General features: G+C 62.0%; 26 protein-coding genes and 2 pseudogenes. 13 read left to right on the top strand and 15 right to left on the bottom strand.

Annotated elements, in window-relative coordinates:
• Nucleotides 1-139: 139 nt before the first annotated feature.
• From BN1143_RS15870 to BN1143_RS15840, 7 genes are all read right to left on the bottom strand, one after another.
• Nucleotides 140-619: a DUF3299 domain-containing protein gene (locus BN1143_RS15870; protein ID WP_010636242.1), complete on the bottom strand. Its 480-nt coding sequence runs from the start codon at nt 617-619 to the stop codon at nt 140-142.
• Between the two features lie 30 nt (nt 620-649).
• Nucleotides 650-1,897 carry an ABC transporter permease gene (locus tag BN1143_RS15865; protein ID WP_017766291.1) on the bottom strand — a complete coding sequence of 416 codons (1,248 nt, stop codon included), beginning with the start codon at nt 1,895-1,897 and terminating at the stop codon, nt 650-652.
• On the bottom strand, nt 1,891-2,580 hold the full coding sequence (locus BN1143_RS15860; RefSeq protein WP_042051356.1) for an ABC transporter ATP-binding protein: 690 nt from the start codon (nt 2,578-2,580) through the stop codon (nt 1,891-1,893). The genes BN1143_RS15865 and BN1143_RS15860 overlap by 7 nt, the downstream gene beginning before the upstream one ends.
• A gap of 4 nt (nt 2,581-2,584) precedes the next feature.
• Nucleotides 2,585-3,187, bottom strand: coding sequence for a DUF2796 domain-containing protein (locus BN1143_RS15855; RefSeq protein WP_042051355.1), 603 nt, complete (start codon nt 3,185-3,187; stop codon nt 2,585-2,587).
• Between the two features lie 35 nt (nt 3,188-3,222).
• Nucleotides 3,223-3,513 carry a hypothetical protein gene (locus tag BN1143_RS15850; protein WP_017766294.1) on the bottom strand — a complete coding sequence of 97 codons (291 nt, stop codon included), beginning with the start codon at nt 3,511-3,513 and terminating at the stop codon, nt 3,223-3,225.
• 44 nt (nt 3,514-3,557) lie between these two features.
• Nucleotides 3,558-4,100, bottom strand: coding sequence for a YtfJ family protein (locus BN1143_RS15845; protein ID WP_010636247.1), 543 nt, complete (start codon nt 4,098-4,100; stop codon nt 3,558-3,560).
• Between the two features lie 258 nt (nt 4,101-4,358).
• A complete protein-coding gene (locus BN1143_RS15840) occupies nt 4,359-5,237 on the bottom strand; it encodes a hypothetical protein (protein WP_042051354.1) in 879 nt (292 codons plus the stop codon).
• Nucleotides 5,238-5,361: 124 nt separating this feature from the next.
• Here BN1143_RS15840 and BN1143_RS15835 point away from each other — a divergent pair, with 124 nt between their 5' ends.
• Nucleotides 5,362-5,724 (top strand): hypothetical protein, encoded by a 363-nt coding sequence (locus BN1143_RS15835; RefSeq protein WP_017780517.1) that lies wholly within the window; start codon nt 5,362-5,364, stop codon nt 5,722-5,724.
• 26 nt (nt 5,725-5,750) lie between these two features.
• Here the strand turns inward: BN1143_RS15835 and ppa are convergent, their stop codons facing one another.
• Nucleotides 5,751-6,281: an inorganic diphosphatase gene (gene ppa, locus BN1143_RS15830; RefSeq protein WP_005304649.1), complete on the bottom strand. Its 531-nt coding sequence runs from the start codon at nt 6,279-6,281 to the stop codon at nt 5,751-5,753.
• A 179-nt stretch (nt 6,282-6,460) separates the two neighbouring features.
• On the opposite strand from ppa, the gene mpl reads away from it, so the two are divergent.
• The gene (mpl, locus tag BN1143_RS15825) at nt 6,461-7,831 is read left to right on the top strand and encodes a UDP-N-acetylmuramate:L-alanyl-gamma-D-glutamyl-meso-diaminopimelate ligase (RefSeq protein ID WP_005304646.1); all 1,371 of its coding nucleotides are present in this window, start codon (nt 6,461-6,463) and stop codon (nt 7,829-7,831) included.
• Nucleotides 7,828-8,439: a flavin prenyltransferase UbiX gene (locus tag BN1143_RS15820; protein ID WP_010636251.1), complete on the top strand. Its 612-nt coding sequence runs from the start codon at nt 7,828-7,830 to the stop codon at nt 8,437-8,439. Before mpl ends, BN1143_RS15820 begins: the two co-directional genes overlap by 4 nt.
• 73 nt (nt 8,440-8,512) lie before the next feature.
• On the opposite strand, the gene BN1143_RS15815 is transcribed toward BN1143_RS15820, so the two are convergent.
• Nucleotides 8,513-9,127 (bottom strand): TetR/AcrR family transcriptional regulator, encoded by a 615-nt coding sequence (locus BN1143_RS15815; protein WP_005304640.1) that lies wholly within the window; start codon nt 9,125-9,127, stop codon nt 8,513-8,515.
• Nucleotides 9,128-9,327: 200 nt separating this feature from the next.
• On the opposite strand from BN1143_RS15815, the gene hpt reads away from it, so the two are divergent.
• The 6 genes from hpt (at nt 9,328) to BN1143_RS15785 (ending at nt 14,088) form a co-directional block, all read left to right on the top strand.
• Nucleotides 9,328-9,858 (top strand): hypoxanthine phosphoribosyltransferase, encoded by a 531-nt coding sequence (gene hpt, locus BN1143_RS15810; RefSeq protein ID WP_017785869.1) that lies wholly within the window; start codon nt 9,328-9,330, stop codon nt 9,856-9,858.
• Nucleotides 9,859-9,969: 111 nt separating this feature from the next.
• On the top strand, nt 9,970-10,887 hold the full coding sequence (locus BN1143_RS15805; RefSeq protein WP_024942492.1) for an ABC transporter ATP-binding protein: 918 nt from the start codon (nt 9,970-9,972) through the stop codon (nt 10,885-10,887).
• Complete coding sequence (locus BN1143_RS15800; protein WP_042051353.1) at nt 10,884-11,657, top strand: ABC transporter permease; 774 nt, start codon at nt 10,884-10,886, stop codon at nt 11,655-11,657. The genes BN1143_RS15805 and BN1143_RS15800 overlap by 4 nt, the downstream gene beginning before the upstream one ends.
• 233 nt (nt 11,658-11,890) lie before the next feature.
• Nucleotides 11,891-13,042 carry a double-cubane-cluster-containing anaerobic reductase gene (locus BN1143_RS15795; RefSeq protein ID WP_042051352.1) on the top strand — a complete coding sequence of 384 codons (1,152 nt, stop codon included), beginning with the start codon at nt 11,891-11,893 and terminating at the stop codon, nt 13,040-13,042.
• 9 nt (nt 13,043-13,051) lie between these two features.
• On the top strand, nt 13,052-13,834 hold the full coding sequence (locus tag BN1143_RS15790) for an acyl-CoA dehydratase activase (RefSeq protein ID WP_042051351.1): 783 nt from the start codon (nt 13,052-13,054) through the stop codon (nt 13,832-13,834).
• On the top strand, nt 13,831-14,088 hold the full coding sequence (locus BN1143_RS15785) for a putative Se/S carrier protein (protein ID WP_042051350.1): 258 nt from the start codon (nt 13,831-13,833) through the stop codon (nt 14,086-14,088). Before BN1143_RS15790 ends, BN1143_RS15785 begins: the two co-directional genes overlap by 4 nt.
• Nucleotides 14,089-14,144: 56 nt before the next feature.
• Here the strand turns inward: BN1143_RS15785 and BN1143_RS15780 are convergent, their stop codons facing one another.
• Nucleotides 14,145-16,256, bottom strand: a complete 2,112-nt coding sequence (locus BN1143_RS15780; RefSeq protein ID WP_042051349.1) for a hypothetical protein — start codon at nt 16,254-16,256, stop codon at nt 14,145-14,147.
• A gap of 246 nt (nt 16,257-16,502) precedes the next feature.
• Between BN1143_RS15780 and BN1143_RS15775 the strand changes: the two genes are divergently transcribed.
• From BN1143_RS15775 to BN1143_RS15765, 3 genes are all read left to right on the top strand, one after another.
• Entirely contained in the window at nt 16,503-16,910 is a 408-nt protein-coding gene (locus BN1143_RS15775) for a type III secretion system chaperone family protein (protein ID WP_042051348.1), read from the top strand.
• 118 nt (nt 16,911-17,028) lie between these two features.
• The gene (locus BN1143_RS15770; protein WP_042051347.1) at nt 17,029-17,451 is read left to right on the top strand and encodes a MauE/DoxX family redox-associated membrane protein; all 423 of its coding nucleotides are present in this window, start codon (nt 17,029-17,031) and stop codon (nt 17,449-17,451) included.
• 1 nt (nt 17,452) lies between these two features.
• Nucleotides 17,453-17,980, top strand: coding sequence for a rhodanese-like domain-containing protein (locus tag BN1143_RS15765; RefSeq protein ID WP_017781511.1), 528 nt, complete (start codon nt 17,453-17,455; stop codon nt 17,978-17,980).
• Nucleotides 17,981-18,044: 64 nt separating this feature from the next.
• Here BN1143_RS15765 and panC read toward each other — a convergent pair whose 3' ends face one another.
• The 5 genes and pseudogenes from panC to BN1143_RS22065 form a co-directional block, all read right to left on the bottom strand.
• Nucleotides 18,045-18,902 carry a pantoate--beta-alanine ligase gene (gene panC / locus BN1143_RS15760; protein WP_024942498.1) on the bottom strand — a complete coding sequence of 286 codons (858 nt, stop codon included), beginning with the start codon at nt 18,900-18,902 and terminating at the stop codon, nt 18,045-18,047.
• A 184-nt stretch (nt 18,903-19,086) separates the two neighbouring features.
• Nucleotides 19,087-19,881, bottom strand: coding sequence for a 3-methyl-2-oxobutanoate hydroxymethyltransferase (panB, locus tag BN1143_RS15755; protein ID WP_042051345.1), 795 nt, complete (start codon nt 19,879-19,881; stop codon nt 19,087-19,089).
• Nucleotides 19,878-20,387, bottom strand: coding sequence for a 2-amino-4-hydroxy-6-hydroxymethyldihydropteridine diphosphokinase (folK, locus tag BN1143_RS15750; RefSeq protein ID WP_042051344.1), 510 nt, complete (start codon nt 20,385-20,387; stop codon nt 19,878-19,880). The genes panB and folK overlap by 4 nt, the downstream gene beginning before the upstream one ends.
• 11 nt (nt 20,388-20,398) lie before the next feature.
• Nucleotides 20,399-21,898, bottom strand: a complete 1,500-nt coding sequence (gene pcnB / locus BN1143_RS15745) for a polynucleotide adenylyltransferase PcnB (protein WP_017766306.1) — start codon at nt 21,896-21,898, stop codon at nt 20,399-20,401.
• A gap of 222 nt (nt 21,899-22,120) precedes the next feature.
• Nucleotides 22,121-22,312 (bottom strand): annotated as a pseudogene (locus BN1143_RS22065) (tRNA glutamyl-Q(34) synthetase GluQRS); the annotation flags it as partial.
• On the opposite strand from BN1143_RS22065, the pseudogene BN1143_RS15740 reads away from it, so the two are divergent.
• Nucleotides 22,304-22,535: pseudogene (locus tag BN1143_RS15740) on the top strand (glutamate--tRNA ligase family protein); the annotation flags it as partial. The pseudogenes BN1143_RS22065 and BN1143_RS15740 overlap by 9 nt on opposite strands.

Here is a 22,535-nt window from a genome sequence, read left to right as displayed (position 1 = left end):
GCTGGCTCCGTGATCGCAAGGTCTAGCCTTGAATGTTACTCCAACCGGGATGGCGGGCAATCCCTCAGGCAGGGGCTGGCCGGGTTCTTGCCGTCGCGGATAACAAAACGGCCCCCCGCGGGAGGCCGTGTGTGCCTAGTCACTGCTCTTCGTAGACACTGACCTCGACCGCCTCCAGCGAATAGGAGGCGGTGGCCATCTCGTGACTGGAGCTGACCGTGCGCATCTTGCCCTTCACCCAGATGGCGTCCCACAGGTCATCCACTGGCGCTCCCTTGGGGTAGCTCACATAGACCACCTGGTTGGTGGGCGGGGGCGGCACATGGATGCAGGCGCCGAAGTAGGGCACCAGCAGGAAGGCGGTGATCTTCTTGGCATCCCCCTCCAGCGGTACCACGAAGCCCGGGATGCGCACCTCTTGGCCGTCCAGCTTCTTGTTGACCCCGCCCACCGGCTGGGGCACAGAGGCAAGATTGCCATCGTGGCTCACCTGGGGTGGGGGCAGCAGTTTTTCACCTTCCGGAATGAGCACATCCCAGTCGATGGTCTTGTAGTCGGCAGCCATGGCCGGCAGCGTCAGCAGGGCGGCCAGCAGCGCCACGATTTTCCACTTCATCATCTGTCCTTCTCGTTTCTTATGGGCGCCTGGCTAGACGCGAATGCTCATGCCATCGCTCAGGCTGTAGCGATAGGCGCGGGCGGCGGGCAACAGGCCTATCACCATGCCGGCCAGCCAGACCAGCCCCAGCAGTTGCCACTCGTGGGCGCTTGGCAGCCCCAGGCTCAATTGCAGGCCATAGTGACCGAGCAGCCAGGGGGTGGCAAGGGCTTGGCCCAGGTAGAGCGCGGCCACCCCGAGCGCAATGCCGGCGGTGGTGAGGGCCATCGCCTCCAGCGCCAGCAGCAGGAACAGGTGAGAGGGGCCGGCGCCGAGGGAGCGCAAGATGGCGAGCTCACGGCGCCGCTCGTTGAGGCCGGCCAGCAGGGTGGTCAGCATGCCGATGAGGCCTGCCACCACCACGAAGCCGGCGATCACCGACAGCGCCGTCTCCGCCACGCTCATCAGGCTCCACAGCTCCTGCAGGGCGGCCCCCGGCAGGATCGCCATCAGCGGCTCGCCCCGGTAGGTGTTGACGCTGCGCTGCAGCTGGAACGCCAGGATCCGGTTGCTGAGCCCCACCATGAAGGCGGTGATGGTCTTGGGGGTGAGATCCTGCGCCAGCGCCTGCTCGGCGGTCACGTTCTTGCTGTGACGGCCGGTGTCCCAGCCAAGGTGGATCGCCTCGATACCGGCCAGCGGTACATGGATGGTGCGATCGATGGGGGTGCCGGTCGGTGCCAGGATCCCCACCACCTTGAACGGCAGGTTGTCGTGCTGGCTGAACGAGGTGTTACCGGCACCGTGGGCGATGACGATGGACTGCCCCAGGTGATAACCGAGCTTCTCGGCCACCTGGGCGCCGAGCACCGCCTCGAACGGCGTCTCGAATGCTCGCCCTTCACGCATGACCAGTGCCTGCTGCTGGCCATATTTGAGGTGGGTGAAGTAGTCGCCATTGGTGCCAAGCACGCGAAACCCCTTGTGGGAGTCACCAAGGGAAAGCGGGATGGTCCAGGCGATGCCGGGTTGTTGCTTGATGGCCTGATAGGCGTCCCAGCCCACGTTGTTGGTGGGATTGCCGATGCGAAACACCGAGTAGAGCAGCAGGTTCACCTGGCCGGAGCGGGCGCCGACGATGAGGTCCGTGCCCGACACCGTGTTGGCGAAGCTCTCGCGGGCCTGATTGCGCACTCGCTCCACCCCGAGCAGCAGGGTGACACTGATGGCGACCGCCAGCAGGGTGAGCCCGGCGGTGAGGCGGCGGGCCCAGAGGCTTTGCAGGGCGAGTTTCAGCATGTTGCCCTCCTGTTCAGCTGTTGCAGGTTCTCCACCCGCGGGAAGAGCGGCTCGAGATAGGGGTCGTGGCTGACGAAGACCAGGGTCGAGCCCTGCTTGTCGCACTCCTCGAACAGCAGCTTGATGAAGGCGGCCCGGTTGTCGGTATCGAGCGCCGAGGTGGGCTCGTCGGCGATCACCAGCGGCGGCGAGCCGATCAGCGCGCGGGCGGCGGCCACCCGCTGCTGCTGGCCGATGCTGAGGGCATGGACTGGCCTGTGAAGCGCCTCCTCGGGCAGTTGCAATTCCCGCAGCAGGCGGCGCGCCTCCTCGGCCGGGCTGCCTTGCAGCCGGGCCCGCTTCTCGGGGGAGAAGGTGAGGGCGCTGGTGACGTTGTCCTGCACGGATAAAAACGGCAGCAGGTTGAACTGCTGGAAGATGTAACCCAGATTGGCCGCCCGGAAGTGGTCACGGGCACGGCCAGAGAGCTGGGCCAGCGGCTGGCCCAGTACCTCCAGGGTGCCGTGGTTGGCGGTCTGGATCCCGGCCAGCAGGCCGAGCAGGGTCGACTTGCCCGAACCGGACGGTCCCTTGATGAACACCCGTTCCCCCTCGCCGATGGTGAGGGCGGGCAGATCGAGTACAACCTCGTGACCCGGCCAGGCAAAGGCCAGATCGCGGATCTCAACCACGGCATTTTTCATGGCGTTACCAGCTCAGTTTGTTGGCGGAGGGGGTCAGCTCGGCCGCGGTCTGGCCGCTGGGCAGTATGCCCTGCACGCTCAGCTTCTCCAGGCTCGGATAGACGCTGAACAGGGTGGCTTCCAGCCCGGTCAGCTTGGCTGGCTCCGCGCAGGTGTAGGTGTACATAGCCCCCATGTCGGCGTGACCGGCATCGTCGTGCTGGTGTTCGTCGTGCTTGCCGTCAGACTTCTGGTGGTCATGGTCATGGTCATGGTCATGGTCATGGTCATGGTCATGGTCGTGATCTTCCTTGGCGGCCTGCAGCGCCTGCTGGGTCAGCGTGCAGCCGGCGGCCGGGTCGAAGCGCAGCAGGGCATCGGGTTGCTTGAGCTGGGCCACGGCCTTGGCGTATTGCGCTTTCTCGTCATCGCTCTTGGCGGCGTGCTCGAAGCCCACCAGATCGGCGGCGGGGGCCTGCAGCTCGATCATCAGCTGGTTGCCATCAAGCACCAGGTTGAGGTGGCCGTTGCCGTGCTCGTGGGCGCCGTGGCCGTGACTGTCGTGTTCATCGTGGTTTGCCTGCACGCCAAATGCGGCGGCCGCCAATAACAGGGTGACTGCTTTCATCGTTAATCCTTTGAAAAGTTTATTGAAAAATGGATTTAGCCGGATAAGCGATGAAGCTGTGGCGGCGCGCGGATGCGGCACTGACCTGAGGGGGTGGCATGAGGTTTGGGCAAGGCGGCGTCAAGGAGCTTGCCGATGACGACTTGTGAAGAGGGGATGACCAGGGTCGGGGTGAGTGCCAGCTTGCCATCCAGATGCAGGGCGCAGAGGACACAGGCGTGGTTGTGGCCGGGCAGGTCGGCTTCCAGCGGATGTTGTGCCAGCACGGGTTGCAGCCACAACCAGCCCAGCAGCAGCAACCAGATTTTCAGCTTGGTACGACCCATAGACCCCTATCAAAGGGGCGCCATCAGCGCCCCTTTTCTCTGGCTTAGAGATGGGACTGGATGAGCCCCATCACGGTAGCGATATTGTTGGCATCGAGCTGACCGTCCTTGACGAACAGCACCTTGCCCTCTTTGTCCAGCAGGATGATGGCCGAGCTTTCCGGCGCCAGGTCCCAGGCGTTGCGGGCCATGCCCTTGGCATCCAGCACCATGGCGGACCAGGGGAATTCCTTCTTGCTGTCTTCGGCACTGCTCTTCACGAAGCCGGAGGTGCCCCAGATGGCGTCATTGCTGTTGATGATGGTGACGGTCTGGTACTTGTCGTGGGGCAGCTTGGCCGCCTTGATCGCTTCGATCATGGGGGCGTTGAGCTCCTTGGCGCTGGAGCGACCGGCGATGTGCTGGATCAGAAAGACCTTGCCGGTCAGTACCTTGCTTTGCCAGGGCTGATAGCCGATCTCTTTCTCTTTCAGTACCAGCTCACCCTTGTCGCCGATGTTGACCAGCGGCACCTGGGCCGACTCCTTGATGTTGTGAGCCAGGGCCAGCGTTGGCAGCAGCGCCAGAGTAAGTACGAGATGTTTCATCCTGATGACACTCCTTTTGTTATGTTATAACGATTTTTGCATTGAGGGAATGGGGCCGAACTCATCCTAAACTGATCGGATCTGTTTAAAAAGTGTTAAATAAAAGCCGGCATTGAGGCGTTCGACTGCCCGCCTGCACGGGGGCTGGCGGACAAAGGCGGCTAGGATGGCACGCAGTCGATAAAAATCAATTGCTTATAAACTGGTTTGAGGAGTCTGGCCGCGCTCTGCAGCCAGACTTGAGGAAGGGGATAGGCCTCAGTAGAGCGGTTCGCTCACCAGCGGGATCTTGGCCATGGTCATCTGCTGGGCCAGCAGGGGAGAGCCGGTCAGCAGAATGTGGCGCTGGTTGCCGATCACCACCGTATCTCCTTTCAAACCGCTGTCGGCGGTGATGGCCAGCCAGGCTGGCGAGACGCTGCCGATGCTGATGTTCGGATAGATGATGCTGAGCATGTACTGGGGGGCCAGCTCGGCCAAGAGGCTTGCCATCAGCAGCGCCTTCTCGTCGCTGTCCGCCTTGTTGTTCTGCAAGGCCTGCAGCGGCGGAGCGAAGTGGTCCATCTGTTCGGGCGGAGTGGGAATGCCACTCAGCCACTCCTGCAGCAGGCCGACACTGGTGGCGAGATCCTTGGCCAGGAACTGTTTCGCCAGGGGCCTCAGGTCGCCCTTGAACTGGTAGAACAGCTGGGAATAGTTAGGGCGCACGCAGGGCAGCTTGCGGTTGGCGGGGTGAACGCAGGGCACCACCCGCATCTGATAGAAGGCGTCGTCCTGATATTGCTGATAGGCCTGCCAGAACAGGGTCGACTCCATGCTGTCGTCGTGCAGGGTGAAGGCCTGCTCCAGATTGCGAAACTTGGTGGCGGTCTCGGGGCTGGTCTGGTTGATGAGGTTGATGCTGTTGTAGAGCCGCGGGCTGATGTAGGAGTAGAGGGTCTCCAGCGGATAGTTGAGGGAGGCATCGAGCAGGGTCATCTCGTGGCGGCTGGCGGCGATGACCCGCTCGTCCGCGTTCAGTTGCAGATGCTTCTGCTGACCGTCGGCCGATTGCCACTGCCAGCTCAGGGTGACCTCGTTGGCCCCGGCCATGGACGCGAACACTAGACTCAACAACAGACCTTGTGCCAGTTTCATGATGTGCATCCTGCTCGGGGTGATAATAAACAACTAGGTGAGCTGGCCGATTTTGGATGAGTCTGGCATTTGTGATTTTGATAACAGATTGATCGGGCTTTTAATTTAATTCTGGAAATAAGTCATGCAGGAAACCGTCATGAAGCGAATCACACCCTTGTTGCTGCTGTTGGCCACGCTGCCGGCCGCGGCGGGGCCTGTCATCGTCAACCAGGGAATGTCCAGCGCGGATACCTTTGCCCTGCGCGACAAGCTGGCGAAGGAACATGAGTGGCAGGAGTGGCTGCGCTTTCAGCAGGCCATCAAGTGGCTTGAGGTGCTGCCGGTAAACTGCGAGCTGATGAGCGATGCTGGCGGCAGTTATCGCTGCGGGGGGAATTACTATCGGCCCTATCAGCAGGATGGACGTGACATCTATATACAGGGGGATCCCAGCGGTGTGACGCCGGGTCAGCCCCAGCAACAGCCCACGAAAAAGGCGCCCTGAGGCGCCTTTTTTCACGAAGGTTACGCTTACTTGGCAGCGTAACGCTCGGCAGAGCTCTTGATCTCTGCTTCGGCAGCGGCCTTGTCGCCCCAGCCTTCAACCTTGACCCACTTGCCAGCTTCCAGCTCTTTGTAGCGCTCGAAGAAGTGCTGGATCTGGGCGCGCAGCAGCTCGGGCAGATCGTTCACATCCTGGATGTGGTCGTACTGCTTGGTCAGCTTGGAGTGCGGAACGGCCACGATCTTGGCGTCTTCGCCAGATTCGTCGGTCATCTTCAGCACGCCAACCGGGCGGCAGCGAATGACGGAGCCGGCCAGCAGCGGGTAGGGAGTCGGAACCAGCACGTCAACCGGATCACCATCCAGAGACAGGGTGGCGTTCACGTAGCCGTAGTTGCACGGATAGAACATCGGGGTAGACATGAAGCGATCAACGAAGATGGCACCGCTGTCCTTGTCGACTTCGTATTTGATCGGGTCGGCGTTCTGCGGGATTTCGATGATGACGTAGATGTCGTCGGGCAGGCTCTTGCCAGCCGGTACCAGATTCAGGCTCATGACGTTTCCTTTGAGTGTTGGAGTCAAGTTTGCAGGCCGATATTATAGCGATGTCGCGTCAAATGACCATATTTCAGGGCCACTGCGACAGAGTTGGTGGATACCCTGCAGCTTGGGTCTGCCAAATTGCCGTCACCTTGTTAGAATGCGCACTTCCCTTTACTGCGAAAGGAAGCGGTATGCATATTCACATTCTCGGGATCTGCGGCACCTTCATGGGTGGTCTGGCGGTGTTGGCAAAACAGCTTGGTTATCGGGTCACCGGCTCTGACGCCAATGTCTATCCCCCCATGAGTACCCAGCTCGAGCAACAGGGCATCGAACTGACCGAAGGCTACGACCCTTCCCAGCTCGATCCGGCGCCGGATCTGGTGGTAGTCGGCAACGCCATGAGCCGCGGCAACCCCTGTGTGGAGTATGTGCTGGATCGCAATCTGCCCTACATCTCCGGCCCCCAGTGGCTGTTGGAGCACGTGCTGCAGGATCGCTGGGTGCTGGCCGTCGCCGGCACCCACGGCAAGACTACCACCGCCAGCATGCTGGCCTGGGTACTGGAATACGCCAAGCTGGAGCCCGGCTTCCTCATCGGCGGCGTGCCCGGCAACTTCCCGGTCTCCGCCCGTCTCGGCTCCGCCCCCTTCTTTGTCATCGAGGCGGACGAGTATGACTGTGCCTTCTTCGACAAGCGCTCCAAGTTCGTCCACTACCACCCGCGTACCCTGGTGATGAACAACCTGGAGTTTGACCATGCGGATATCTTCCCGGATCTCGCCGCCATCCAGCGCCAGTTCCACCACCTGATGCGTACCGTGCCGAGCAACGGTCGAGTGCTCTTCCCCAAGGGGGACGAGAACCTGGCCGCCGTGCGCAAGATGGGCTGCTGGAGTGAAGTGGAGCTGGTGGGTCAGGACGATGCCAAGTGGAAGGCGGTCAAGCTGGCCGACGATGGCTCTGCCTTCGAGGTATGGCTGGACGGCGTGAAACAGGGCGAGGTGCACTGGGAGTGCATCGGCGAGCACAACGTCAACAACGGCCTGATGGCCATCGCCGCCGCCCGCCATGCCGGTGTCATGGTGGAGCACGGCATTGCGGCCCTCTGCCAGTTCAAGTCTCCCAAGCGGCGCATGGAGCTCAAGGGGGAAGTGGCCGGCATCAGCATCTATGACGACTTCGCCCACCACCCCACCGCCATCGAAACCACCCTCGGCGGCCTGCGCGCCAAGGTGGGCAAGGCCCGTATCCTGGCAGTGCTGGAGCCCCGCTCCAATACCATGAAGCTGGGAGTGCACAAGGAAGAGCTGGCAGGTTGTTTCGACGGCGCCGACGAGGTGTTCTTCTTCCAGCCGCCCAACATCGGCTGGGATCTCGGCGAGGTGACCGCCCACATGACCCGACCGGCCAAGGTGTTCAACGATCTGGAGACCCTGATCAACCGGCTGGTGGCCGAGTGCCGCGATGGCGATCATATTCTGATCATGAGCAACGGCGGCTTCGGCGGCATTCATGACAAGCTGATCGCCCGCCTCAAGGACTATCACGGCCAGCTATGAACAAAGCGATCACCCTGGCGCTGACCGGTGCCTCCGGCGCCCCCTATGCCCTGCGCCTGCTGGAATGCCTGGTGCAGGCGGACTATCGGGTCTATCTGCTCGCCTCTTCGGCGGCTCGTGTGGTGCTCAAGACCGAGCAGCAGCAGGAGTGGCCTAGCTCGCCAAAAGAGATCTCTGCCTACCTCTGTCGCCAATATGGCGCCAAGGAGGGGCAGATCGTCGCCTGTGGCAAGGAGGAGTGGTTCTCGCCGGTGGCCTCCGGTTCGGCGGCGCCCAGGCAGATGGTGGTCTGCCCCTGCTCCATGGGCACCGTCTCGGCCATTGCCAACGGCACCTCCGACAACCTGCTGGAGCGGGCGGCGGACGTGGTGATCAAGGAGCGCGGCCAGCTGATCCTGGTGCCCCGCGAGAGCCCCTTCTCGGCGATCCACCTGGAGAACATGCTGAAACTGGCCCGCCTTGGGGTGACCATCATGCCGGCGGCGCCGGGCTTTTATCATGAGCCAAAAAGCATCGCGGATCTGGTGGACTTCATGGTGGCGCGGATCCTCGATCATCTGGGGATCGAGCACGCACTAACCCGCCGCTGGGGCTACGCCAAAGGGTGAGATGAGCGGATAGCGGACAAACAAAAGCGGCGCCAACCTGAACAGTTCGGCGCCGCTTTTTTGCTGGCGCGGGTTAGGCTGCCTGGATGGGGGCGGTTACGTACTTGAACAGAAAATCGGTCACCTCTTCCCGGCTCGGGCGTTGTGGCTGATTGATCATCTGCATCATGACGTAGCCAAAGCCGGTCAGGGAGCGGGCCAGATCCTGCGCCGACAGCACGCTCTGGATCTCGCCGGCATCCATGGCGCGTTGCAGGTGAGGTGCAATGCGCTCCAGAGCCTTGTCCAGCAGCTTGGCGTAACGGGGCCAGACCTCTTCCCGCACCGATGAGCTCCACTCCAGCCAGATGCTGGCGTGGTCAGGCTGATCGTAGGCGGCGTCAACAAACAGCTTCACGTGGCGGCGAATGCTGTCGCTGACCGGGCCCTGGCCGGAGTAGGCCTGTTCCAGCATCTGATGCACGAAACGTTCGATCTCGGCCAACACTTCATCCACCAGCTCTTCACGGGTGTTGAAATAGTTGAACACGGTAGCAACCGAGACCTTGGCCTGTTCTGCGATTTCGGCGTGACCCGCACGGCCGATGCCGCGACGGGAAAACACCTCGATGGCACATTCCATCAATTGATTGCGTCGGGCCTCCGGCGAAAGCCGGGTTCGACGTCTAATTTCTGCGCGTGGTTCCATAGTTTTTTCATCTAATAGTTATTGATTATGGTGTTTATAGTATTGTCACCGATAATGCCCGAGGGCCTGCTAACTCTATCAATTAAAATAAGCCGATAAAAGCATCACGTATGCCTGACGCCCTTCGGCTTGAATGGTAGAATCATCGGTTTTGACGTTAATGAACGGCCAAATTTGCTTTGGCCATTATGGAGTAAGTGATGAAACACACTGTCGAGGTGATGATCTCCGAGGCTGAAGTCGCCGCCCGGATCGCCAAATTGGGTGAAGAGATCACCGCCCGTTACCAGGGCTCTGATGAAGTGGTCATGATCGGCCTGCTGCGCGGCTCCTGCGTCTTCCTGGCCGACCTGTGCCGCCAGACCCAGCTGCCCATCACCCTGGATTTTATGACCGCCTCCAGCTATGGCTCCGGCATGCACAGCACCCGCGACGTGCGCATCCTGAAAGACCTGGATGACGACATCAAAGGGAAGGACGTGGTGATCGTCGAAGACATCATCGACACCGGCTACACCCTCAACAAGGTGCGCGAGATCCTCTCTCTGCGCGAGCCGAAATCCCTGGCCATCTGTACCCTGCTGGACAAGCCGTCCCGCCGTGAAGTGCAGGTGCCGGTGGACTGGATCGGTTTCTCCATTCCGGATGAATTCGTGGTGGGCTGCGGCATCGATTATGCCCAGAAGTACCGCAATCTGCCGTTCATCGGCAAGGTAGTACCGCAAGAGTAAGCAAGGTTCAGGAATATGACGGGCAAGGTGGCAGAGCGCCATTTTCTGTCTGCAGGCGGCCTTGGCCGCCTTTTCTGTCTCGAGATGGGATGAGCCATCACAGGGGTTGCAATGAACGCACTGGAAATCAGCGGCCTGAAGAAGACCTATCAGGGGGGCGTCGAAGCCCTTAAAGGCATTGATCTCACTGTCAAACAGGGGGATTTCTTCGCCCTGCTCGGCCCCAACGGGGCGGGCAAGTCCACCACTATCGGCATCATCAGCTCGCTGGTGAACAAGAGTGCCGGCAAGGTGAAGGTGTTCGGCTACGACATCGACACCCACCTGGAAGAGGCCAAGGCCCAGCTCGGGCTGGTGCCGCAGGAGTTCAACTTCAGCCAGTTCGAGAAGGTGATCCAGATCGTCACCCATCAGGCCGGCTTCTATGGCGTGCCGCGGGCCGAGGCCAAGATCCGCGCCGAGAAGTACCTGCGCCAGCTCGACCTGTGGGACAAGCGCGACATGCCGGCTCGCACCCTCTCCGGCGGCATGAAGCGCCGGCTGATGATCGCCCGCGCCCTGATGCATGAGCCCAAGCTGCTGATCCTCGACGAGCCGACCGCCGGGGTGGATATCGAGATCCGTCGCTCCATGTGGAATTTCCTCAAGGATCTCAACGAGCAGGGCGTCACCATCATACTCACCACCCACTATCTGGAAGAGGCGGAGATGCTGTGTCGCAACATCGGCATCATCGACAAGGGGCGCCTCATCGAGAACACCAGCATGAAGAAGCTGCTGGGCAAGCTGGGCCGCGAGACCTTCATGCTGGATCTGGCGCCGGGCTCCGCCGTGCCGAACCTGCCGGAGTTCAACGGCCGCATGCAGGACGAACGCACCCTGGAGGTGGATCTGGACAAGAGCCAGTCTCTCAACAGCCTGTTCGAGCAGCTGTCGAGCCAGCAGGTGCAGGTACTGAGCATGCGCAACAAGGCCAACCGGCTGGAAGAGCTGTTTGTCAGCCTGGTCGAGGAGGGGAGAAAAGCATGAACCTGACCACTTACTACATCGCCTTCAAGAGCATTCTGGCCAAGGAGATCAGCCGCTTCACCCGGATCTGGATCCAGACCCTGGTGCCGCCCGCCATCACCATGAGCCTCTACTTCGTCATCTTCGGCAACCTCATCGGCGGCCGCATCGGTGACATGGGGGGCTTCAGCTACATGGAGTTCATCGTGCCCGGCCTCATCATGATGTCGGTCATCACCAACTCCTACTCCAACGTCGCCTCCTCCTTCTTCAGCGCCAAGTTCCAGCGCAACGTGGAGGAGCTGCTGGTGGCGCCGGTGCCCAACTACGTCATCATCGCCGGTTATGTGGGCGGCGGTGTGGCGCGCGGCCTCTGTGTCGGCCTCATCGTCACCCTGGTGTCGCTGTTCTTCGTGCCGCTGCAGATCCACCACCTGTTCAGCGTCTGCTTCACCGTGCTGCTGACCGCCATCCTCTTCTCGCTGGGCGGCCTCATCAACGCGGTGTTTGCCAAGACCTTCGACGACATCAGCATCATCCCCACCTTCGTGCTGACGCCGCTCACTTACCTGGGCGGGGTGTTCTACTCCATCAGCCTGCTGCCACCCTTCTGGCAGGGGGTCTCCCAGGTGAACCCGATCATCTACATGGTGAACGCGTTCCGTTACGGCTTTCTCGGGATCTCCGACGTGCCGCTCGGCACCGCCTACCTCATCATCATCGGCTTCATTGCGGCTCTCTACGGTCTGGCCTGGTGGCTCATCTCACGCGGCACCGGGCTGCGCCACTGATGCAATGCAACGGGCACCTTTCGGTGCCCGTTTCTTTGTTGCCTCTTTTACCTCTCCTGATCTGGCCCATCTCGAACAGGGCCAATAACCACCCTTTTATCAAGGCTTTATCCGGCACCTTGTGATCCACCGCAATTTTCAGATTACCCCCAAAGGTATAATTCCCGCGGTTGGAAGGTCTGCGCAATGGCGGCCCTCCGTCTCTTCTTTTTCTCACCAGGGCAGGATCGCCTATGTCACTGATCACCGAGTTGCCAACCATTTTCGACAGTTTTTCAGATGCCCGCCGTCAGGGCTTTCTGGCCGTGATGGCACTCAAGGAGCGACAGATCCCCCTGGTCGGCACCTACTGCACCTTCATGCCGCAAGAGGTGGCGATGGCCGCCGGTGCCGTGGTGGTCTCGCTCTGCTCCACCAGCGACGAGACCATCGAGGAGGCCGAGAAAGATCTGCCCCGCAACCTCTGCCCGCTGATCAAGAGCAGCTACGGGTTCGGCAAGACCGACAAGTGCCCCTACTTCTACTTCTCCGATCTGGTGGTGGGGGAAACCACCTGCGACGGCAAGAAGAAGATGTACGAGTACATGGCCGAGTTCAAACCGGTGCACGTGATGCAGCTGCCCAACCGCGCCGATGACGAGGCCTCCCGCACCCTGTGGCGCAGCGAAATCGTCCGCTTCAAGGCGTTGCTGGAGCAGCAGTTTGGCCAGCCCATCGGCGAGCAGGCGCTGCGCGACGCCATCGTGCTGAAGAACCGCGAGCGCCGCGCGCTGGCCGACTTCTACCGGCTGGGTCAGCTCAATCCGCCGGCGCTGAGCGGCACCGACATCCTCAAGGTGGTCTATGGCGCCACCTTCCGCTTCGACAAGGAGCAGCTCATCAGCGAGCTGCAGGAGATGACTCGCCGCATCAAGGCCGAGTACGCCGACGGCAAACGGCTCGATGCCCGCCCGCGCATCCTCATCACCGGCTGCCCCATCGGCGGCGCCGCCGACAAGGTGGTGCGCCTCATCGAGGAGCACGGCGGCTGGGTGGTGGGTTACGAGAACTGCACCGGCGCCAAGGCGACCGAGCAGTGCGTCAGCGAGGAGGGCGATCCGTTCGATGCGCTGACCGACAAGTATCTGGCCATCGGCTGCTCCTGCATCTCCCCCAACCACCAGCGCATGAATCTGCTGAGCCAGATGGTGGAGGAGTATCAGGCGGACGGGGTGATCGACGTGATCCTGCAGGCCTGTCACACCTATGCGGTGGAGTCGCTCGCCATCAAGCGCCACGTGCGTGATCGCCACGGCATCCCCTACATGGCGGTGGAGACCGACTACTCCAGCGCCGACAAGGGACAGCTGGCCACCCGGCTGGCGGCCTTTATCGAAATGCTGTGAGGAGGCGCCGTGTCACTCACCATCGGGATTGACTCGGGCTCCAGTGCGACCAAGGGGATCCTGTTCGACCACAAGGATGGCGGGCGCATCGTCCGCCGTTTTCTGGTGCCGACCCCCTTTCGTCCGCTGGCCGCCATCGAGCAAGGCTGGGAGACGCTCTCGGCCGCGCTGCCAGAGCGCCCCCATCTGACCCTGACCGGCTATGGCCGCGATCTGGCGTCGTTCGCCGATCGGCGGGTCACCGAGATCTCCTGCCACGGGCTGGGGGCACGCCTGCTCTGTCCGTCGGTGCACACCGTCATCGACATCGGCGGCCAGGACAGCAAGGTGATCCAGCTCGATGGCGACGGCAACCTCACCGACTTTCTGATGAACGACAAGTGTGCCGCCGGTACCGGCCGCTTTCTCGAGGTGATCACCCGCACCCTGGGGGCACGGGTCGAGCAGCTCGACGAGCTGCTGCAAGGGGCCGAGCCCCACGACATCAGCAGCATGTGCACCGTATTTGCCGAGTCGGAGGCGATCAGCCTGCGCTCGGCGGGCATTCCCGCCGAGTCGATCCTGGCCGGTATCGTCCGCTCCATGGCTAGGCGCAGTGCCAACTTCATCGGCCGCCTCGGTGCCAGACCGACGGTGCTCTTTACCGGCGGCGTCAGCCACTGCGCCACCTTCCGCCACTATCTGGCGCAAGGATTGGGCTGCGATGTGGCCACCCACCCGGACGCCCAGTTTGCCGGCGCGCTGGGGGCGGCCCTGCTCGGTGCGCGTGCCCGCACGGGAGGCAAGTCATGAACGCAGAGTTCCTCTACCTGTTCCACTCCACCCTCGGCACGGTCAGGCTGCGCAAGCGGCTGGAGCAGCAGCCCCACCCGTTTCGGGTCTGCGACGTGCCGCGCCGGCTCAGCGCCGGCTGCGGTCTCGCCATCCGCCTGCACTGCCCGCCCGAGGAGTGGCAGCAGTGGTGCCAGCGCGGCGAAACCGCCGCCGTCTTTCGCTGTGACGAAGACGGTGAGTATTGCGAACTGGCCCGCTATCCGATCACCTGAAGAGCAGAGGGGCTCCCGTGCGGTAGCCCCTATTGTTCATTGTCATTAGCGGACCGTTATACCTTGATGGCATGCTCCTTGAGCAACCGGGCGGTGAGCTCAAGTTTCTCATTGCGCTCAATTGCCCGCTCCGGCACGGTGACGATCCCATGCTCATCGACCCGCTCAAGCCCGAAGGTGTCATCGATGGCCTGGGCCATGGCGCTGCGGCCAGCGGCGATATCGGGATCGATAAGGCTTTCCTGCATCCTGATCCGGTTTGCACTGGTTGCCAGTTGCAACTCGTCAAGCTGTGACGTGAGTGTGTCGATCCGGCTTTCGACTCGCTGAGCCAGCTCGAAGAGGCGGTGGTCGTTGCCGGAAGCCATCGCCAGTCCCTCAAGCATCTCCCCTTTGCGCTGATCAAAGGCATTCACCGCGCGGGCCGCCAGCTCCAGTGCATAGGCTTTGGTCGCCATGGCGTTGACGCTGCCTTCCCAGCCCACATCAGATCCTATCCCCAGCGTTACGCCGAGGGAGGTATGGAGTTTAGCCCCCTGAGGTCCGATTGCCGCGGTAGCTCCGGCCGATGCCCCGACGCCAACATTGGCTGATGCTCGCACCTTGGCCGAGAGACTATAGGCATCGGCATACTGGCTCTTGAGCAGATTGAGCTGGGCAGTGCCTTCCGCCTTGAGACCGACAAAAGCCGAAGCATTGGCTGTGGCGCTCAGGATCGGACCCGCCGGCGTCATAATTGCCGCCGCTCCCGCCTCCAGCTTGGCATTGATCCCTGCCTCGGCAGTACCTGCCAACTTGAGGTTGAGCAGATTGCCCACCGTCCAGCTGGCTTCGGCCGAGAGACCCAGCTTGCTCACCAGCTCGGCACTGGCGCCGATGCGTAGCAGGCTCACATCATGAGGGCCTGGCTTGTAGCGATCACCGTCGGTTTCACTCAGGATGCGGGTGGCTGGGTTGAATGCCAACGAGCCTTCCACCTTGCCCACCACCAGCTCTGCCTTGGCACTCGCCTTGTTCTCCTGGGTCAGTGCTACCTTGCCGCTAAATTCGCCCACAGGAGTATCACGGCTACCTTCCCACTTGCCGATCTCGATTTTGGCAAAGGCTTCTACCAGCGCACTGGCGCTTACCAGACCAAGCCCGCTGAAGGCTTTCTGGCTCATTGGTTCGCCCGGTTTAAGCTCCTTGCCAGCAGTCTCTAGCGGGTTCTTGATCTCGGCCCGCCCACCGGTCTGGTAGTGCTTTTCTGACTTACCCTCTCTCTGCCAGAGTGCTTTATCCTGAGCCTCGCGTTCAAGCCAGGGTTCATCCAGGCCATCGACCAATGCCGTCAGCAGCTCGGTTCGGAGCAGGCCAATCTCTCCCTGTTGACTCACCTTCTGCTCCATACTGAGGGCCAACACCTCCTTGAGGTGGGTCAGCTCCAGCAACTGGCTGTGAGTCAGCAGGATATCGCGACCATTTTCCTCGGCGGTGGCCTGCGGCTTGAGCGTCAGCTCGGCAGGGAAGCGATCCCGCAAGAGGCCGCAGAAGCACTTCCACTCATGGCTGTCGACGACCTCTTCCCGGGTGGGAGCCCGCTCCAGCCGCCGTGCCGTCATGGTCTCGCTCACTCCGTACATCAGGTCTAGCCCCCTTTGCAGCTCGTGGTGGAACAGATCGTGTGCCCCCTCCTTTTGCAGGCCGGCGAGTTCACTGCACCACTGGCGGATCTTCTGGTTGCTCTCAATGGGTTGATTGACCAATCCCTGCGCGTTACAGAGCCAGGACAGCTGAAACGAAGGGGCGCTTCCTGTTTGTCCCAACGCCTGCCGACGGGCGGCAATGTCGGCCACCAGTTGTTTCAGCACGGGATCCTGCTGGCGGGAGCGGTTTTTGCCTGAATCGATCCAGAACTGCAGCGCCTGCTCGATCTTGGTCAGCCCGGCCAACGAAGGTGTCTTTCCATTCTGGTACTGGCGTACGGCTTGTTTGACCGCTTTGAGTTCATAGCTCTGCATGTGGCCGATCCCGCGACGGATACCACGTTCGAACTCACGGTTGCCGGCATCCAGCAGTCGCAATCGTACGTTGCCAAGGTGCGCCGTTGCTGGCTGGGCTGGTTCGCCCCCGTTGGGCAGGGTGCGAGCAGCATTCAAATCCTGTGGTGCAATTCTCATCTCGGGCATGGCAGTGATCCTGACTTGGAAAGGGGGATATCTTCAGCCTACGCCTGCCCGACATTCTCCCCTGTCACTCTCGGCCCCCCTTTTTTAGGATTCGGACAGCCCCTTTAAAGATGCTTGCCAGCTCACAATTCCGGCATATCTCGCCCCTCAACCGACACTAACCTAAAAAAAGCTGGCCTTAGGTGATAAGCAGCGACTGGCCGACCACATAGGGTGTCATTTTCTCCCCTAATCTGAGATTCATCCATGTATCACGCTCTCATCTCCACCCTCTTTACCGAACTGGGTTTACCCTTGCCTGCCAGCGGCAAGTCCGTCACCACCCTCGCCATCAACGAAGAGCTGGTATTGACGCTGGCAGAGGATGAGGGACACCTGGTGATCTATCTGTTGTTGCCGGGCCACGCCATGCCCAACGCTCCCCTGCTCAATCATCTTGGTGACGAACCGGCCTTTCTACTGGACCAGACCAAACAGGGTGAAACCCTTATATGGACTCGCGAGTGGCTCGATCACCTGACTTTGGAGAGCCTGCTGATATTGCTGGAGCGTGCCGTCGAGCTTGCCGCCGAGTTGCTGGCCCACCAGTATGATCGGGGGCAGTCTCAGGAGGCTGAACCAGCAGCCAGGCAAGCTGGCAGCATCCGGGTGTAACCACTGCCTTACCGGTTCGAAGTCAGCAACAATCGGATTTGTCGTAGCTCCTGAGCCAGGTCATTGCGACCCCATCTGTTGTTGATAGAATATGCGACTATCCATAAAGAGGTGGTCCATGGCCGTGTATCTGCGGGTGTTGGCCAGGTTGGCGCTGGGGGGATTTTTCGTCGCCTCCGCCGGGTTCAAGCTGGCTGCGCCGGACCTGTTCGCCGAGCAGATCGGCGCCTTCGGCCTGCTCTGGTCGCCGTTCATTCCCCTTGCCGTCTGGGGGCTTATCGGGCTGGAGCTCTGCGCCGGGTTAGCGGTCATCGCCAACCGGCGCTGGGGACTGTGGCTGGTGATCGGGCTGCTCGCCCTGTTTATTCCGGTGTTGGGCTATGGCATCGCCATCGGGCTCGACATCTCTTGCGGCTGTCTTGGCAGGGCTGATCTCGGCTCGCTGCCACAGGCCCTCTTGCGGGATCTGCTGCTGTTGACGCTTGCGGGCGCCTTGCTGCGTCACTCCCGCCTCGTTTTTACCGTTCCAAAGGAGCAGTGACATGATGAGATTGCAATCCCGCACCCTGATGGCCTCGCTGATTGCGGCCAGCTTTGCCCTCGGTGGCTGTGGCGACAACCAGTTCGAGCAGGAGACCAAGCTAGAGCAGGCGGCGGTACAGCTCTCCCAGGAGACCCAGCAGGGTGGCTATCAGCTGCTGACCGTGGCTGAGCTGAAGACCCGGATGGACAAAGGTGAGGCGCTGGTGATCATCGACACCATGCCGTTCGAGGACTCCTACAAGAAGGAGCACATTCCGGGGGCCAGGAATTTTGCCTTCGTGAAGGAGGCCAAATCCGGCGATGACTGGAGCCAGATCGTCGAGGGGAGCGGTACGCCCGAGCAGCTGTTGGCCCTGCTGGGGGCCGACAAGACCCGTCCGGTGGTGTTCTACTGCGGCTTCGTCAAGTGCGGCCGCAGCCACAACGGGGCCGCCTGGGCGGTCACCCAGGGCTATCAGCAGGTCTATCGGGTGCCGGGCGGCATCTTCGCCTGGAAAGGGGCGGGGTACCCGGTCAGCGCCGAGTAGGCAGGAAGTGCTCAGATACAACAAAGCCCGCACATGCGGGCTTTGTTGTCAGTGGCGCAGCGACTCAGGGGCGGGCCAGCGTCACCACCCGGTTGTCGATGAGGCGGGCCTTGCCGAGATACGCCGCCATCAGGATCACCAGCTGCTCGCTCTCGTCGGTGGCCGCTTCCAGGGTGGCGGCATCGACGATGTCGATGGCGTCGGTCCGAAAACCGGCCTTGTCGAGGCGCTGGCTGGCCTGGGCCACCAGGGAGGGCAGGTGATGGTCACCCGCTTCAATCTGCTCGGCGATCCAGTTCATGGTGCGCGCCAGCTCAGGGGCCAGGGCCCGCTCGGCGGCGGTCAGGTAGCCGTTGCGCGAGGAGAGCGCCAGCCCATCTTCGGCCCGCACGGTGGGCACGCCGACGATCTGGATGGGCATCGCCATGTCGGCCACCATCTTGCGAATGAGCGCCAGCTGCTGGTAATCCTTCTGGCCGAAGCAGGCCACATCCGGCTGCACCAGATTGAACAGCTTGGTGACCACTGTGCTGACGCCGCGGAAGTGACCTGGACGCAGCGCTCCTTCCAGCAGACCGGAGAGGCCCGGTACCTCGACGAAGGTCTGGCTGGCCAGCCCCTGCGGATACATGATCTCCGGGGTCGGCGTGAACACCATGTCCACCCCGGCCGCCTCCAGCGCGGCGCAATCCTGTTCCAGGGTGCGGGGGTAGTTGGCGAGATCCTCGGCCTTGTCGAACTGCATCGGGTTGACGAAGATGCTGACCACCACCTTCTCGGCGTGGCTGTGCGCCTCCTTCACCAGGGTAAGGTGGCCCTGATGCAGGTTGCCCATGGTGGGCACGAATGCGATGGCGCGCCCTTCACGGCGCCATTGGCCGATCTGTTCACGCAGAGCGGCGGGATTGTTAACGACCAACATCAACTGTTCACCTTCGAAAAGATCAAAGAGAGGCGGGCAGGAGCCCGTGCGGATAAGCGCGAAGTGTCAACGCGCGGCATCATCATCGGCGGTTACCTTGGGATGAATCATCAAAAGAGGGGGCTCACTCTGCCCCGGAGGGCGAAACGGGGGCGCAGGCCCCCGCTCTCGTCACGGCATCACATCAGTTGAAGCAGTGCTCCGGGCCCGGGAAAGTCCCTTCGCTCACCTGCTTCACATAGAGCCGAATGGCGGCACGCATGTCGCCAGTCTCGGCCAGGAAGTTCTTGGTGAACTTGGGCACATAGCCGGAGGTGATGCCGAAGGCGTCGTGCATCACCAGGATCTGGCCGTCGGTGGCCGGGCCGGCACCTATGCCGATCACCGGAATGCGCAGCGCCTTGCTGATGCGCTCGGCCAGCGAAGTGGGCACGCACTCGAGCACCAGCAGCTGGATGCCGGCGGCCTGCAGCTCGAGGGCCTGACGGTAGATCTCCTGGGCCTGGAACTCGTCGCGCCCCTGCACCTTGAAGCCGCCAAACACGTGGACGGATTGCGGGGTGAGGCCGAGGTGGCCGCACACCGGCACGCCGTTGCGGGTCAGGTGGCGGATGGAGTCGCACAGCCAGTCGCCCCCTTCCATCTTCACCATGCGGGCACCGGCTGCCATCAGGCGGGCGGCGTTCTGATAGGTCTGCTCGGGGGTGGCATAGCTCATGAACGGCATATCGCTCACCACCAGGGCATTGGTCGTTCCGCGCACCACGCAACGGGTGTGATAGACCATCTCGTCCATGTTGACCGCCAGGGTATCCTGGCAACCCTGCAGCACCATGCCCAGCGAATCGCCGATGAGCAGCACGTGGGCGCCCTCGTCGTCGAACAGCTTGGCAAAGGTGGCATCATAGGCGGTAATGGCGGTGATTCGTTGGCCTTCCTGCTTCATCTTCAGCAGGTTGGTGGTGGTGATCTTGCTCATAGAGGCTCCTGTTCGTCTGCACTTGCGGCAATGATGGCAAGACCATTGCGCGGGCAGCGGGCAACCAGTTGTGCGAGCGGCGTGCCGCAGGGCAGCACCAGAGCGGGCGCGATTTCGGCCAGGGGCAGCAGCACGAACTCCCGCTCCTGCATGCCGTAATGGGGAACGATGAGGCGCTCTGTGTTGATCACTTGATCGCCAAACAGCAGCAGATCGAGATCCAGGGTTCTCGGCCCCCACCGCTCATCCTTGCGCACTCGTCCTTGTTCCAGCTCGATTTTTTGCAGTTGATCCAGCAGCGCCAGCGGCGCTAGCCGGGTGTTGAGCCGGGCCACGGCATTGACGTAGTCCGGTTGATCAGCAGGGCCCATGGGGCGGCTGCTGTAAAGCGACGAGGCCTGCACCAGCACGGAATCCGGCAGGGTCGCCAGCGCGGCGATGGCGCGGCGAGCCTGGCCGACGGGGTCGGCCAGGTTGGAGCCGATGGCGACGAAGACCTCGGTCATCACGTCAGTTGTCACTCGGCCGCTTTCGGTTTGCGACGACGGGGGCGACGACGGTTGCGGCTGTTGCTGCTGCGTTTCTCGCCATCGTTGCTGCGGGCCGCACCGCTCTGACCACGCTCACCGCTGGCCGGGCGGCGAGTCGCCTCCCGTTGCAATTGCGGGCGCACGTCCGGGTTGGACTCCACGTAGCGTTCCCACCAGCTGGCCAGCTCGCCGAGGCCACGTTCGACCCGGTTGCGCAGCAGCAGGAAGTCAAACGCCGCACGGAACTTGGGGTGTTCCATGGCGCGCTCGGGGTGGCGGCCCTGACGGCGGGTCAGCCGCTGTTGCAGGGCCCAGATGTCGCGCACATCTGTGGTGAAACGGCGCGGGACGGCGATGATCCGCACCTGGTTGTCCAGCACCTCGTTGATCGCCAACATGAAGGCGTCATACCAGGGCAGGCCGCTCTCGTTCTCCAGCACCCGGCCGCGGGCCTCGACGCAGCCCCACAGCAGGGTGGCGTAGAGGAAGGCGGGGGTGACGCGCTTCTCTTCACGAACGCGAGTGTCGGTATCGATCAGCGCCTGCTCGATGAACTGCTCGTAGGGCGAGTTGCCGTGCGGGGTGAACAGCGCGGCTACCTGCGGGAACAGCTGCTGGAACAGGCCGTACTCGCGCAGCAGCTTGTAGGTGGTCAGGGCATCGCCGGCCAGGAACAGCTTGAGGGTCTCCTCAAACAGGCGGGCCGCCGGAATATCCTGCAGCAGCGGCGCCAGCTCCTTGATGGGGGCGGCGGTGCGCGGGCTGATGGTCATGTCCAGCTTGGCGGCGAAGCGCACGGCGCGCAGCATCCGCACCGGATCTTCCCGGTAGCGGGTCTCGGGGTCGCCGATGAGTTCCAGCTTGCGCTCGGCCAGGTCTTCCAGCCCACCCTCGAAATCGTGCAGGGTGAAATCCTTGGCGCTGTAGTAGAGGGCGTTGACGGTAAAGTCGCGACGCTCGGCATCCTCTTCGATGGTGCCGTAGACGTTGTCGCGCAGCAGCATCCCTTCATCGGACTGGGCCGACACATGTTTGCTGGTATTGACCTGATGGTGGTGACCGCGGAAGGTGGCCACTTCGATCACGTCACGACCAAAGACGATGTGGGCCAGGCGGAAACGGCGGCCGATCAGGCGGCAGTTGCTGAACAGAGACTTGATCTGCTCCGGCGTCGCATCGGTGGCGATGTCGAAATCCTTGGGCGTCTTCCCGAGCAGCAGATCCCGTACCCCGCCGCCGACCAGGTAGGCTTCGTAGCCGCCCTTGTTCAGGCGATAGAGCACCTTGAGTGCATTCTCGCTGATCTCTTTGCGCGAAATCGGGTGCTGGTCACGGCTTAAGGTACGACGTTGCCCGGCGACACGGGCCGGAATGGGGGACTCCACCGACTGCTCGCCGTCTTCCTTGCCGAGCACCTTGCGGCAAAAGTTTGCGATCTGGGAAAAAATGGTACACCTCGTTATGACTTCAAATTGACGGGAGGCCAAAAAAATAGCGGCCTATCATAGCTCACGCCTAACCAAATGAAAAACCGTGCTGGCAATTGATCCCGTTTGAATCAGGATTGCCGCCAAAAATAGCGGTCTATTCAATAACTCACGTCTAACCAAATGAAAAACCGTGACGGCAATTGATCTCGTTTGACTCGGATTATCCCGGCTAAATCATCGCAAACCGCGCTGATTCACACCCAAATCCCCCTGAACTGCCTATTCGTTTACGCCAGCTGTCAGCGCAATCTTCTCGCTGGCGGGCACCCTGGCCAGTTGCCAGTGGGCGATGCCCCAGTTGATGATCTCGTCCACCCGGCTCGCCAGCAGCTCGGGGGGCGGGCATTGACCGAGGAAGTGCAGCGCCCGCCACAGGGCCGGGCGCACCTCGTCCTGCGCCAGCGCCGGCGCGATGGCCTCTACGCCTACAACCTGGCGGTGGTGGTGGACGATATGGACTGCGGCATCACCGAGATAGTGCGCGGCGCCGACCTGCTGGAGCCGACGGTGCGCCAGATTGCCCTCTACCAGACCCTAGGGGCGCCAGTGCCCGCCTGGGTGCACCTGCCGCTGGCGGTGCAGGCCGACGGCAACAAGCTCTCCAAGCAGAATCACGCGCCGGCGCTGGCGCAGG

Source organism: Aeromonas dhakensis (assembly GCF_000820305.1).
GTDB classification, from domain to species: Bacteria; Pseudomonadota; Gammaproteobacteria; order Enterobacterales; family Aeromonadaceae; genus Aeromonas; species Aeromonas dhakensis.
The sequence above is the reverse complement of the archived record's forward strand: the minus strand, read 5'-3'. Positions and strand labels throughout refer to the sequence as shown.